This is a genomic window from Maricaulis maris, from assembly GCF_049116555.1.
In the GTDB taxonomy this organism is placed as follows: domain Bacteria; phylum Pseudomonadota; class Alphaproteobacteria; order Caulobacterales; family Maricaulaceae; genus Maricaulis; species Maricaulis maris_C.
Genome location: NZ_JAGDYT010000006.1, coordinates 199372 through 212529, shown reverse-complemented (window position 1 = coordinate 212529; position 13158 = coordinate 199372). Strand labels below are relative to the sequence as shown.

Below are 13158 nucleotides of genomic sequence, written 5' to 3'. Positions count from 1 at the left end.
GACAGTTATTCATGCGCGCTGACCGACAGGAACAGGATCTCAAATTCACCCGGCGTGCCCTGCTGATGGCGGGCGCCGGCGGGTTGGCCTTCCTGGGGCTGGGCGCACGGCTGTATTCGCTTCAGGTCCTGGAGACCGAACGCTACCGGCTGATGTCGGAAGACAATCAGTTCAATTTCAATCTCCTGCCGCCGTCGCGCGGCCGCATCCTCGATCGTTTCGGCGTCGCCGTCGCCGATAATCGCGACAGTTATCGCGTCCTCCTTGTCCCCGAACAGTCCGGCGATGTGGCGTCGGCGCTCGACCGGCTTCAGCCCTTCCTGCCGCTCGGGAATTATGAGCGGGAGCGCATCCTGCGGACCGCCCGCAGCCAGCGCAGTTTTCACGCCATTACCGTCGCTGATGATCTCGACTGGAACACGTTTGCGTCGATCAATCTCAGCGCGCCCGACCTGGCCGGTGTGACGCCGGATGTCGGCGAGGTGCGTTCCTATCCCTATGGGCCGGCCTTTGCACATGTGCTGGGTTATGTGCAGCCGCCGAATGATGAGGATATTGCCAATAATCCGCGGGATGCCGAACGCCTGCTGCGCCATCCGGGTTTCCGGATCGGCAAGACCGGCGTTGAGATCGCCCGCGAGAGCGATCTGCGCGGAGAGTCCGGCGCACTCAAGACCGAGGTCAATGCACGTGGCCGTGTGATCCGCGAATTGCCGGAGCAATCCACCGAGCCGGTCGCCGGGCGTGACGTGGTGCTGACCCTTGATGCCGACATCCAGCGCTACGCGCATGAACGCCTGGGCCAGGACAGTGGTTCGGCCGTGGTGATGGACGTCAATACCGGCGAGCTGATTGCCCTGGTCTCATCGCCCAGTTTTGATCCCAATCTCTTCGTTGGCGGTATTTCCTCGGCGGACTATGCAGCCCTGCGGGAAAATGACCGCAATCCGCTGTTCCAGAAATCGATCCAGGGGACCTATCCGCCGGGTTCGACCTTCAAGGCCGTGGTCGCCGCGGCGGCGCTGGAACATGGCGTGGTCCCGCCGGGTGAGACGGTGCGCTGCACCGGTTCGGTGCGTCTGGGCGATCGCGAATTCCACTGCTGGCGTCGCCGGGGCCATGGCTTGGTCAATCTGCGCGAAGCGGTGAAGACATCCTGTGACATCTATTTCTACGAAATCGCCGAACGCCTTGGCATTGATCGCCTGCATGAAATGGCGACCCGGTTCGGGATCGGTGAGCAATTCGATATCGGCATCGCCGGTGTCCGCCGGGGCAATATGCCCAACCCGGCCTGGAAACGGTCGCGCTATGATCAGGGCTGGTCGACGGGTGATACCTACAATACCGGTATCGGGCAGGGATTTGTGACGGCGTCGCCATTGCAGCTGGCGGTTATGACAGCGCGGGTGGCATCGGGTCGTGCCGTGTCGCCGACGCTCTACCGGAACGCCATGATGCCGCCTGCGCAGCATATCGGCGTCAATGATGACGCCCTGGCTCAAGTGCGTGATGGATTGCGCGCCGTGGTCGAGGAAGCCGGTGGCACGTCCTACTCGCTTGGCGGGCTCGGCATTGATGATATCGAGATGGCGGGCAAGACCGGGACCGCGCAGGTCTATTCCATTACCGCTGCCGAGCGTGAAGCCGGTGTGCGCGAGCAGGAAGACCTGCCCTGGCGCCTGCGCGACCATGGCCTTTTCATGTGCTACGCGCCGGCCGACGATCCAAAATATGCCTGCGTTGTTGTAATCGAGCATGGCGGTGGGTCGTCCGCGGCCACACGTCCGGCCCGGGATATCCTGCGCCGTGTTGTCGCCCGTGACCCCTCCAGCCGGGCCGGTGTCTTCGCCGATCTTGGCAATGGCCGGCCGGGAGGCGCCTGATGGCCGTTTTCCGCGAGAGCGTGCCGCGCGACATCCCTGGCAAGATGATGGAGCTCAACTGGACGCTGGTCCTGCTGCTCGCCCTCCTCGGCGCGGCCGGCGTCGGCATGCTCTATTCTGTTGGCGGCGGCAGTTGGGAGCCCTGGGCGATCAATCACGCCGTCCGTTTTGCGCTCGGCTTTGTCGGCATGATCGTGATCGCGATGTTTCCGCCGCGATTCTGGATGGGCCTGGCCTATCCGGTCTATGTCGGTGCCCTGATCCTGCTTGTCCTGGTCGAGGTTGCGGGTGTGACCATCAATGGCGCCCAGCGCTGGGTTGATCTCGGGCCGATCCGTATCCAGCCGGCGGAGATCATGAAGCTGGCCCTTGTGCTGGCTCTGGCGCGTTTCTATCACGACCTCGAGGACACCAAGGTCACGACGATTTCCGGGCTGCTGCCGCCCCTGCTGATCATCGGCATCCCGGCCATCCTCATTGTCAGCCAGCCAGATCTGGGTACGACCCTGCTTCTGGCCGCGACCGGAGTCATGGTCATCTTCATGGCGGGCCTCAGCTGGTGGTTCATCATGGCGGTTGCCGGGGTCGGGCTAGCCGGCATTGTCGGGATCGGCGTTTTCGGGCTCGAGAATATTCTCGCCGACTATCAGATGGACCGCGTCCACGCCTTCCTCAATCCGGATTTCGATCCGCTGGGTATCAATTATCATCCCAACCAGGCCGTGATCACGCTCGGCTCGGGAGGCATGACCGGCAAGGGCTTCCTCGAGGGGACCCAGTCGAAGCTCGGCTACCTGCCGGAAATGCAGACCGACTATATCTTCACGGCCTTGGGGGAAGAGTTCGGCTTTGTTGGCGGCATAGCCGTGCTGGCGGTTTATGCGCTGATCATGGCCCAGGGCGTGATCATCGCGATCAGCTGCAAATCGCCTTTCCTGCGCTTGATGACAATCGGCGTGATCACGACCTTTGCCTCCTATGTCTTCATCAATATCGGCATGGTGTCGCGCCTTTTGCCCGTGGTTGGCGTACCCTTGCCGTTGATCTCCTATGGCGGGACGGTTGTGCTGGCCGTGATGGCCGGCTTCGGCCTCATTCTGGGCGCGCATATTCACCGCAATGCGGAACCGCCGCGCGGAGCCGGGCTGTTCGGCTGATATTGCGCCGCACTGCAACAACGTCGCGTGCTTGACCGGCTGGGCCGGTTGGGGAAGTGTGCGCGGCAATTCTGTAAGGGGTGGACGCGCCTTCGCGTCCTGTTTCAGGGGAGAGTCTCATGGCGGCAACACCAGCCGGTCAGCACGCGCATTGGTCGTCGCGTTTCGCATTCATTCTTGCCGCGGTCGGATCCGCGGTCGGTCTTGGCAATCTCTGGCGTTTCCCGTTCCAGACGGGCGAGAATGGCGGATCGGCTTTCGTGCTGATCTATATCGGCTGTGTGGCCCTGTTCGCCCTGCCGGTCTTGATGGCCGAGATCGCCATCGGCCGCCATGCGCAGCAATCAGCCATCTCCTCGACCCGCAAAATGGCGCAGGAAGCCGGACGATCCGCAAAATGGGCGGTCGTCGGCTGGGTCTGTACGGCGGGCGGTTTCCTGATCCTGACGACGTATTCGGTGATCGCCGGACAGGTCATGGCCTATTCGGCTGCCGGTTTTGCCGGTGGTTTCGGTCAGCCTGACGGTGCCAACCTGTTCTACCAGGGCGCCTTTACCCAGCTCGCCTGGCATGCCGTCTTTATGATCATCACCGTGCTCATCGTGGCGCGGGGTCTGAAGGGCGGGATCGAACAGGTCGCGACCTTCCTGATGCCACTTTTCTTCGTGATGCTGATCGGACTGACCATCTACTCACTGGCCACCGGTGCAGCCTCGGAGGCGATTGCCTACCTGTTCACGCCGGACTTCTCGGCCGTGACCGGTCAGACCTTTGTCGCCGCGCTCGGCCAGGCCTTCTTCTCGGTCTCCGTCGCCTCGGCCATCATGATTACCTATGGCTCCTACCTGTCGAAGGACACCAATATTGGCTCGTCCTCGATCATGATCGCCTCGGCCGATACACTGGTCGCGCTGATCGCCGGTCTGATGATCTTCCCGATCGTCTTCATGGTGGGTATCGATCCGGCCGCCGGTCTGGGTCTGATCTTCACGGCACTCCCGGCTGTTTTCGCTGACATGCCGGCGGGCAATATCATCGGTGGTGCCTTCTTCGCGCTGGCCTTCATCGCGGCAATCACCTCCTCGATTTCGCTGCTCGAAGGGACTGTGGCCTTCGTCCAGGAGCATTCCGACTTCTCGCGTCCGACCGCGGCCTGGTTGCTCGGCTTCTTCGCCTTCATGATCGGTGCAGGCGCCGTCTGGTCGTCGGACTTCGGCGGTCTGTTCGTGGACTGGCTGTCCGGCAGCTTCCTGCTTCCGCTCGGTGGTCTGCTGGTTGCCGTCTTTGCCGGCTGGGTCATTCCCCGCCAGCTGATGCGCGACGAGTTGAGCCATGCCTCGAATGGCCTGTTCGCCTTCTTCCATTTCTGTGTGAAGTTCGTCGTGCCGCCGGCCATCGGCTTCATTCTCTTCCTCGGCCTGGACGCCAAGTTCAATGGCGGTGCCATCGGCACCCTGCTGGGCCTCGGCTAGCCGAACCTGTCGGCAAAGGCGTCGGTCGCGCGTACCAGCGCGTCGACCACGCCCGGCTCGCCGGCCGCATGGCCGGCATCGCCAATCATGTGGAGCCTTGCCCGCGGCCAAGCCCGGGCGAGGCTCCATGCCGTTTGGGGCGGGGTCACGACGTCATACCGGCCCTGGACGATGACGCCGGGCAATTGATTGTAGCGGCCTGCATCCTCGAGCAATTCGCCGTCGCGCTCGAAAAATCCGCGGTGGAAGAAGTAATGGCTTTCCATTCGGGCGAGGGCATCGGCGCGGACCGGGTCGGCCAGCGGTGCCGAGGGGTCGCCGGTCATCGAGATCAGCGCACTTTCCCAGCGTGACCAGGCCAGCGCGTCCGGACGACGTCTGATGATGTCCGGCTCGGCCAGGCGCTCATAATAGGCGCGGATGATATCGCCTCGCTCTTCCGGGCTCAAAGGGTCAACCAAACGCTCCCAGGCATCCGGGAACAGCATGTTGGCGCCGTCCTTGTAGAACCAGTCGAGCTCGCGCTGGGTACAGGTGAAGATGCCGCGCAGGATCAGACCGATACAGCGATCGGGATGGGCACGGGCATAGGCAAGGGCGAGGGTCGCGCCCCAGGAGCCGCCGAATACAACCCATTTGTCGACGCCCATGACCTCGCGAATGCGCTCCATGTCGTCGATCAGGTCCTGGGTGGTGTTATGGCTCAGCTCGCCATGCGGTGTGGAACGACCGCAGCCACGCTGGTCGAACAGGATGATCCGATACCGGCGCGGGTCAAAGAACCGGCGCAGGGCGGGCGAGACACCGCCTCCGGGGCCGCCATGCAGTGTTATGACGGGCAGCCCGTCCGGGCGGCCGCATTCCTCGATATAGAGGTCATGTCCATTGCCAACCGCCAGTCGTGAGGCCTGGAGGGGCCGGATTGGCGGATAGAGGAGGCGTCTGGAGTAGGAGGCATCCATGCCGTCCACTGTGCCGTTAGCCAGTCATAAACACAATAAACCATAGCCTAATTGGCCTGCGCTCTGTATCGTCTCAGGCGATTTGGGGCTGTAAATCGTTCTTGGGAACAACCGTGTGATGATCGCATTCCGGCGTGCTCTGCTAGCCATTTGTTTTTGCAGTCTTGCTTCAGCGTGCGCGAGTGCGCCGATCTCGGTCGCAGCCTCATCTTTCCCGGGTTCCCGAACCGCCTCGACGCCGGCTCAGCTCGAGCTGGAGCGTGCAACTGACGCTTTTACATCGGCGCTCGAGACGCGTGGCCTGATCCGTGAAGCCAGCTCGGTGGACACGGCGATGCGCTGGATGAACCAGCTTGCCGGCCAGGAGGCTGAAACCGATACCAGTGGCCTTGTGCTCTATGTCGAGACCGCCGAGCTCGACCTCGCGACCCTGCCGGCGATAAACCGGGTTGCCATCCATCTTGTCGAGACCTGGCAGGGTGCTGCGAGCGTTGATGCCGCGTCGCGCGTGCTCATGAATGAAGGCGCCGGTCTGTCGCGCTCTGACGTGACCGACGCACTGGGCGCCGTGGAAACGGCCATGGCCAATGCCCAGACGGCTCAGTCGGTCTTCGAGGCCGCCATGCTTGAATTGACCGCGCATCATGATGCCGAGGCGCTCTCCAGCTTGCGGATCGAGCGCGACCTGCTGGCCTTGCGGGTCAATGATCTGCGTGATCGCGCCGATGAACTGGCCGCCCTGCGCCGCCAGATGCGTAACCCTGCCATTTCCTGATGATCCATCCCGATGAAGTCAAAGGCTTCCTCGATCCCGAGGAGGGCACGGCGCTGGCAGCACTGGCTGGTGAGGCCGGGCGTCTCGGCCCGGTACTGGAAATCGGCTCCTATTGCGGCAAGTCCGCCCTCTATCTCGGGCCGGCGGCGCGGGAGGCGGGAACGGTGCTCTACACGCTGGATCACCACCGCGGCTCCGAAGAGCACCAGCCGGGTGAGGAATATCACGACCCCGATCTGTTCAATGCCAAGCTTGGCGCGGTCGAGACCCTGCCAGCCCTGCGCGAAACCCTGTTTCGCGGCGATCTGGAAGACTGCGTCATCCCGCTGGTCGGACGATCTGCCGTGATTGCCGCCAACTGGACCACGCCGCTGGGCATGGTCTTTATCGATGGCGGGCATTCCATGGCGGCGGCGCTGGCGGATTATCGCGGCTGGGCCGGTCGTGTCGTCGCGGGCGGCATCCTCGCCATTCACGACGTCTTCCCCAATCCCGAGGATGGCGGACGTCCGCCTTACGAGATCTGGAAGCTGGCTTGCGCGTCGGGTCTGTTCGAACCGGTCAGGCGTACAGGAACGCTGGAAGTTTTGCGGCGGCTCTAGTCGCCGGGTATTCCGGCAGGTGATTGGCCACCAACAGGGTATGGCCGGGGCTCAGCCCCTCAATCGCATCCGCGGCAAGGATCAGGGCACCGGACGTCCAGGACGGGCGCTCGCGTGGCCAGATGATCGATTCCTCGAACTGCCAGCCCATCCAATAGCCGCCATCGCGTGCGATCAGGGGCGCAAGATTGGCGATCAGGGCGCGTGCCTGCTCGTGCTTGCCGACCGTCTGACAGGCCAGGGCGAGCTCGGCGGTTTCCGCTGCGGTGACCCAGGGCTGGTCGGAGACACAGCGGCAGCCCAGGCCCGGCTCGACGAATTCGGTCCACCGGGCATAGAGCCTCGCGCGACCAATATCGGTCGACAGGACACCGGCGAGGGCGGGATAGTACCAGTCCATGGCAAAGCCGCGCCGGTCCGTGCCCTTGCGGTCAAAGCGGGCATCATTCTCACGGAGTGCGGCGCCGATCCGGCGCCGGGCCTCAAGCCAGGGCCCGACAGTCTTGCCGAGGCGGCGCCCCATCAGGCTCGCGCATTCCAGTGCCTTGTAGAGGCTGGCATTGCCGGCACGCAGGCTGTCGATTTCGGTCAATGTCTGTTCGTCGCCCCGGGCGCGCCAGACGATATCGCCATGTTCGGTCTGGTGGGCCAGGACGAAGTCCATCGCCGCCTCGACCATCGGCCAGTAGCGCGGCAGCCGGTCCATCGCCTTCAGGGCAAGCAGGCTACGCAGAACGGTGACCGCGACATAGCCGGAGAAATTGGTGTCCCGCGCGGTTTTCGGCTTGCCCGGCACCAGATGGCGATTGGCGTCATCGAGCGGGACCGAGGCCCCGAGATCGCCGGTCCAGCCGCCATCGGCCTCCTGGCGATCCATCAGCGCGGTGAGGGCGCGCAGGGTTTCGGCCTCGCGACCGGCAATGGCGAGCCCCATCGTCGCTTCGCCGTGATTCCAGGCATCCCAGACGCCGGCCTCTATCCAGGGGATGGTTCCGTCGCTGCGTTGCAGGGCCGCGATGTGGTCGGAACAGGCCTCGATGTCGACCAGATCGCTCATCAATTCGTCTTCCTGAAATACATCACCACCGACTTGCCCATGACCGGATCGAGCACCCATTCCATGGCTCGGGTGAGCCAGGGGCGCTTGATCAGATCCCATTCCAGGAAGCGTCGGTAGAGCGCGACCAGACCATTGCTTTCCTGGGTGTCCCAGACGGCACACCGCAGCCACCAATAAGGACTGTGCAAGGCGTGGGCCCAATGGTGGCGAAAGCGCCGGAAGCCATGCTTTTCGACATCATGTCGAAAGGCTTTCGGCTTGAAGATACGGACATGCCCGCCCGGCGTGTTCTGATAGCCAAAGGACAGCCACCAGCAGATCGCTTCCGGCCAATAGCGCGGCACCGAGGCGGCGAATATCCCGTCCGGCTTGAGGACGCGGCGAATCTCGGTGAGGAAAAGTTCGGGATCGGGCACATGCTCGAGCACTTCGGAACAGATGACACGATCGAATGTGTTGTCAGGAAAGGGAAGCGTCTCGCCGGTCCCGGCCGTGAGGACGGCATGGCGCAGTGGCGAAGCGGGTTCAGGAGGCGGGAGCTCGAAGAATTTGTCGAGCGCGATCACCACGTCTTCATGGCAAAGATCCAGCCCGACGGCGGTGACCGGTGTCTCGTCCCAGTACAGGCCGTGCAGGTGCCGCCCCTGGCCACAGCCCAGGTCGAGAACGCGCATGCCGGGTTCAAGCGCCAGGCTTTCTGTCTGAATGGTCTGCATCGGTTCAGGCCCTGACCTGTTCTGACAAGGCCTCGACATAGAGGTGCGAGGCGGCGAGCGCATGGCTCGACCAGTTGAATTCCCTGCGGGCCCGGCTGGCGGCGCGTGCGCCCAGTTCACGGGCGAGGGCCGGATCATCGAGCAGGCGGGCGAGATTGTCGGCCATCGGCCCCGCTTCCCCAGCCGGAGAGACAAGACCGGCATCGCCGACCACTTCCGGCAGTGCGCCGCCATCACTGGCGACCACGGCAGATCCGCAGGCCATGGCCTCGGCGGCGGGAAAGCCGAAGCCTTCAAAGCGGGCCGGACACGCAACGATATGGGCGCGGCGGTAGAGATCGGCGACCTCGGCCCGGGTCAGGTCGGAAGAGGTGGTCACGCGTTCGGACAGGCCGTGCGCGGCCAGCATGCGCTTGGTGGGCCCGTCGCGCAGAGTGCCAATGATATGAAGCCGGGCCGCAGGGCGCGCCGCCGCGACGCGGGCGAGGGCCGCGATCAGGACGTCCAGACCCTTGATCGGGACGTCGGCGCTGGCCGTGGTCACGATCAGTCCGGTCTCGCGCTCAACGGCGCTGTCGCGGCAGAACGTGTCATGGTCCAGCCCGTTGAAGGCGATCTTAACGCGATCCGGATCAACGCCATAGCGCTCGGCATGGGTCTGCCGGGCGGCGCCGGAAACAGCGAGATGGCGCGGCAGGGCGCGGGCGGTTCTGGCCTGCATGTCGACGAAGCGGTACCAGCGCCGGGTCAGCAGGCGCTCCCACCATTTGCGACCGGCCGCGACGGCATAATCGCGGTCGATGGCGATCGGGTGATGCAGGGTGGTGATGACCGGGATGCGCGCGTTGATCCGCAGCATGGGAGCCGACAGGGTTTGATTGTCATGGACCACGTCGAACTGGTCTTCATGCGCTTTGAGAAAACGGTCGAGGCGCCGGCCGAACGCGTAGAGCTCGCCGAAAGCGCCGGAATTGTGTGCCAGCCATTCCGACAGGTCGGACCAGGACTTCAGATGCCGGGCGCGCAGGGCGAGAAAGGCATTGTCCTCGGCGAACAGGTCGAGCGAGGGCAATTCGTGCAGGGTGATGCCCGGGTCAAGCTCGGGATAGGGAGGGCCCGAGGCCACGGACACGTCATGGCCGAGTGCGCGGAGGGCGCGGGTCAACTCGCGCAGATAGACGCCCTGTCCGCCGACATGGGGATGGGATCGGTATCCGGTGACAAGGACGCGCAACGGCCGCACCGGTGTGACCTCACTCTCCTTTTCCATCCCTGCGGAAACAAGGTTATGTCCATCCATGAGGCGTGATTCCGGCGGTGGCAATTGAAACGCGAACCTATAGAAGTGAACATTGTTCGCCAAGCCGCTCTAGCCGGGAAATGCGGCGCTGCAGCGAAGCACGCGATCAGGAAGTCATGATGGTCAAACCCACAGCCCTGCGCTTCGCCACCTATTATGGCGCCTTCTATCTCATGTTCGGGGCGTTCCTGCCCTATTTCCCGCGCTGGCTGGACGGGCGTGGCCTGTCGCCGGAATGGATTGGCTGGATCCTCGCTGCCGGGATGATCGGGCGGACCCTGGTCTCGCCAATCGGCGCGCGATGGGCCGACCGTGCGGTGCGTCACCGGGATCCCATTCTCGCCTTTGCCATCGGGAGCGTGGTCGTTTTCGCGCTGCATATCCCGGTCGACTCGCCCTGGCTCCTGGTCGTGCTTTCCTTCGCGGCCGGCGCGCTGGTCTTCGGCCAGATCCCGGTGACCGACGCGTTCGCAATCCGCGCTGCCCGCGATCATGCCTTCGAATTCGGCCCGGTGCGCGCCTTCGGCTCGGCTCTCTTTATCGTCGCCAATTTCACCGCTGGCGCGCTTATTGACCGCACCGGCACCGAGAGTGTGCTGGCGTGGGTGATCATTGCCGGCGGGCTGATGGCGCTGGCTGCGGCCTGGCTGCCGCCGGGGCACCGGCCGACCGCCCATATCCCGCGACCCGATGAGTGGAAGGAATTGCGCGGTCGCCTGGCCGGCCCGCTGGGCCTCGCCCTGGCCGCCTCGGCCCTGATCCAGTCGGGACATGCCTTCTACTATGTCGTCTCGGCCAATGCCTGGACCCAGCAGGGTATCAGCGGTGCCATGGTCGGCACGCTCTGGGCCTTCGCGGTGGCTTTCGAGATCGCCTTCCTCTGGCTGTCCGGGCGGGGCTGGCTCGGGCGTCTCAGCCCGGCTCATCTGATGATGTTGGGCGGGCTGGCCTCGCTGGTTCGTTGGGGGCTGACTGCGCTCTCCCCGCCTGTCTGGGCACTGTTTCCCCTGCAGGCCTTGCATGCGCTCACCTTCGCCGCCACCTATGTGGGCTTTCTGCGGTTTACCGCCCGGGACATGCCAGACGATCAGACGGCCCTGTCGCAAGGCCTCAATTCAGCCTTGTCCGGTGGCATCATACTGGCAGCGATGTCGACCCTGTCGGGCTATGCCTTTGCGTCATTCGGGGTAGGTGGTTTCGCTTTCATGTTGGCGCCTGGCTTGTTGGGCCTGGTGGCGGCGTTCGGATTGCATCGCGTTTCTTCACTCCCGCGCCGGGAAAATATCGACTAGGATTTGCATGATGAGGGGAATGCGGGACGAATCATCGCCGAGGGCGGAACTGGTTGTGCGCGAGGAGGGCGAGCGCACGATCCTGGAACCGCATGGCGATTGGGTCGTTGACACGATCGGTCGTCATGACAGCGCGATCCGTGCGGTCGAGAATGCGGCCGACCCCTGCAATATCATTGTGGATGTCAGACATCTTGGCCGGGTCGATACGTCGGGAGCCTATCTGCTGGGCCGGGCGACGCGGCGATGTCCGACCCCCGATGCGGATTTCCATTTTGTCGGCGAGCATCGCACGGTCCGGCGTCTGATCGAGGAAGTCCGCCAGCGCACCCAGATTTGCGGACCGGAAGAGGTGACGACCTTCGGCTTCATCAAGGCTCTGGCCCGGATCGGCGCGGGGCTGGAGGCCGCTTATCTCGAGGCGGTCGACACCTTTGCCTTTTTCGGAAAGACGCTGACCACCGGTGCGTCCTGTTTCCTTCAGCCTTGGCGTTTTCGCCTGACGCCTACCGTCTGGGCAATGGAAGAAGTGGGCGTCAACGCTTTGCCCATTGTTGCCACCCTGACTTTCTTCATCGGCGCTGTTGTCGCGTATATGGGGGCGACCCTGTTACAGAGCTTTGGCGCGTCGGTGTTTACGGTCGATCTGGTCGGCCTCTCCATCCTGCGCGAATTCGGGGTGCTGATCACCGCGATCATGCTGGCCGCCCGTTCGGACAGTGCCTTCACGGCCTCGATCGGCGCGATGAAAATGCAGCAGGAAGTCGATGCCATGCGTGTGCTGGGCCTCGACCCCTATGAAGCGCTCGTCCTGCCGCGGGTTGTAGCCTGTGTGCTCATGGCGCCGCTTCTGACATTCGGTGCGATGGTTGCCGGGATATTCGGCGGCATGCTGGTGACTTGGTCTGCGCAGGATATATCGCCCGCGCTGTTTTTCACGCGCCTGCATTCCGAAATCGATATCAGTCATTTCTGGGTTGGCATGTCGAAGGCGCCGGTATTCGGAATGGTGGTTGCCATTATCGGCTGTCGCCAGGGCATGCAGGTGCAGGGCGATGTGGAGTCGCTGGGACGGCGCGTGACGGCGTCGGTGGTCCAATCGATTTTCGCCATCATCGTGCTCGAGGCCCTCTTTGCGATGATGTATCTGGAGTTGGGGATTTGACCGACGATATCCTCATCTCGGTCCGAAATCTGCGCAGCGCTTTCGGGCGCCATGTCGTCCACGAGCATCTCGATCTGGACGTCCATCGCGGTGAGATTCTCGGCATTGTCGGCGGATCGGGTACCGGCAAGACGGTATTGCTGAACACCATTTTGGGGCTCAAACGGCCTGAGGGCGGCGAAATACGCCTGAACGGGCAACGCCTGGCTGACATGTCGGCACGCGAGCGACGCCGGATCGACAGCCGGCTTGGCGTGTTGTTCCAGAACGGGGCCCTGTTCACCTCGCTCTCCGTGCTGGAAAACGTGATGGCGCCGCTGCGTGAGCATATCGACATGCCAATCTCGCTCATGGAGGAGATCGCCGGCATGAAGATCGGCCTGGCCGGTCTTGATCCGGGCGCGGCGGATCGCTTTCCCTCCGAATTGTCCGGCGGCATGCGCAAGCGTGCGGCCCTGGCGCGGGCGCTGGCGCTGGATCCTGAAATCCTCTTTCTCGACGAACCGACCGCCGGCCTTGATCCGATCGGGGCGGCGGCGTTCGACAGTCTGATCCGGGAATTGTCCGATGCCCTGGGCCTGACTGTGGTCATGATCACACACGACCTCGACAGTCTTTACGCGATTTGTGACCGCGTCGCGGTTTTGGCCGACAAGCGGGTTGAAGCTGTCGCGCCAATCAGGGAGTTGTTGGGGAATCCCCATCCCTGGATCAAGGAATACTTCCACGGACCACGCGGGCGCGCCGCGTTGGCCGCCAAGGAGAACTAGA

The 13158-nt window shown here is 63.6% G+C and carries 12 protein-coding genes; 8 read left to right on the top strand and 4 right to left on the bottom strand.

Annotation, left to right across the window (positions count from 1 at the left end; translation table 11 throughout):
* The first annotated feature begins 11 nt into the window (after window positions 1-11).
* The 3 genes from mrdA (at window position 12) to JXQ94_RS08600 (ending at window position 4515) form a co-directional block, all read left to right on the top strand.
* Window positions 12-1886 (top strand): penicillin-binding protein 2, encoded by a 1875-nt coding sequence (mrdA, locus tag JXQ94_RS08610; RefSeq protein WP_421923361.1) that lies wholly within the window; start codon window positions 12-14, stop codon window positions 1884-1886.
* Window positions 1886-3043, top strand: coding sequence for a rod shape-determining protein RodA (gene rodA / locus JXQ94_RS08605; protein ID WP_421923360.1), 1158 nt, complete (start codon window positions 1886-1888; stop codon window positions 3041-3043). The genes mrdA and rodA overlap by 1 nt, the downstream gene beginning before the upstream one ends.
* A 119-nt stretch (window positions 3044-3162) precedes the next feature.
* Window positions 3163-4515 (top strand): sodium-dependent transporter, encoded by a 1353-nt coding sequence (locus JXQ94_RS08600; protein ID WP_421923359.1) that lies wholly within the window; start codon window positions 3163-3165, stop codon window positions 4513-4515.
* Here the strand turns inward: JXQ94_RS08600 and pip are convergent.
* On the bottom strand, window positions 4512-5477 hold the full coding sequence (pip, locus tag JXQ94_RS08595) for a prolyl aminopeptidase (protein WP_421923358.1): 966 nt from the start codon (window positions 5475-5477) through the stop codon (window positions 4512-4514). The two genes, JXQ94_RS08600 and pip, sit on opposite strands and share 4 nt — an antisense overlap.
* Window positions 5478-5595: 118 nt before the next feature.
* Between pip and JXQ94_RS08590 the strand changes: the two genes are divergently transcribed.
* Together JXQ94_RS08590 and JXQ94_RS08585 are read left to right on the top strand one after the other, a co-directional pair.
* Window positions 5596-6252 (top strand): hypothetical protein, encoded by a 657-nt coding sequence (locus tag JXQ94_RS08590; protein ID WP_421923357.1) that lies wholly within the window; start codon window positions 5596-5598, stop codon window positions 6250-6252.
* On the top strand, window positions 6252-6854 hold the full coding sequence (locus tag JXQ94_RS08585; RefSeq protein ID WP_421923356.1) for a class I SAM-dependent methyltransferase: 603 nt from the start codon (window positions 6252-6254) through the stop codon (window positions 6852-6854). The genes JXQ94_RS08590 and JXQ94_RS08585 overlap by 1 nt, the downstream gene beginning before the upstream one ends.
* Here JXQ94_RS08585 and JXQ94_RS08580 read toward each other — a convergent pair.
* From JXQ94_RS08580 to JXQ94_RS08570, 3 genes are read right to left on the bottom strand one after another with little or no spacing between them, the layout of a single operon-like run.
* The gene (locus tag JXQ94_RS08580) at window positions 6814-7911 is read right to left on the bottom strand and encodes a hypothetical protein (RefSeq protein ID WP_421923355.1); all 1098 of its coding nucleotides are present in this window, start codon (window positions 7909-7911) and stop codon (window positions 6814-6816) included. The two genes, JXQ94_RS08585 and JXQ94_RS08580, sit on opposite strands and share 41 nt — an antisense overlap.
* Window positions 7911-8630 carry a class I SAM-dependent methyltransferase gene (locus tag JXQ94_RS08575; protein ID WP_421923354.1) on the bottom strand — a complete coding sequence of 240 codons (720 nt, stop codon included), beginning with the start codon at window positions 8628-8630 and terminating at the stop codon, window positions 7911-7913. The genes JXQ94_RS08580 and JXQ94_RS08575 overlap by 1 nt, the downstream gene beginning before the upstream one ends.
* A 4-nt stretch (window positions 8631-8634) precedes the next feature.
* Window positions 8635-9900: a glycosyltransferase family 4 protein gene (locus JXQ94_RS08570; RefSeq protein WP_421923353.1), complete on the bottom strand. Its 1266-nt coding sequence runs from the start codon at window positions 9898-9900 to the stop codon at window positions 8635-8637.
* A gap of 149 nt (window positions 9901-10049) precedes the next feature.
* On the opposite strand from JXQ94_RS08570, the gene JXQ94_RS08565 reads away from it, so the two are divergent.
* From JXQ94_RS08565 to JXQ94_RS08555, 3 genes are read left to right on the top strand one after another with little or no spacing between them, the layout of a single operon-like run.
* Complete coding sequence (locus JXQ94_RS08565; RefSeq protein ID WP_421923352.1) at window positions 10050-11222, top strand: MFS transporter; 1173 nt, start codon at window positions 10050-10052, stop codon at window positions 11220-11222.
* Between the two features lie 19 nt (window positions 11223-11241).
* Entirely contained in the window at window positions 11242-12387 is a 1146-nt protein-coding gene (locus JXQ94_RS08560; RefSeq protein WP_421923351.1) for an MlaE family lipid ABC transporter permease subunit, read from the top strand.
* Window positions 12384-13157 carry an ABC transporter ATP-binding protein gene (locus tag JXQ94_RS08555; protein WP_421923350.1) on the top strand — a complete coding sequence of 258 codons (774 nt, stop codon included), beginning with the start codon at window positions 12384-12386 and terminating at the stop codon, window positions 13155-13157. Before JXQ94_RS08560 ends, JXQ94_RS08555 begins: the two co-directional genes overlap by 4 nt.
* The last annotated feature ends 1 nt before the right edge of the window (window position 13158 follow it).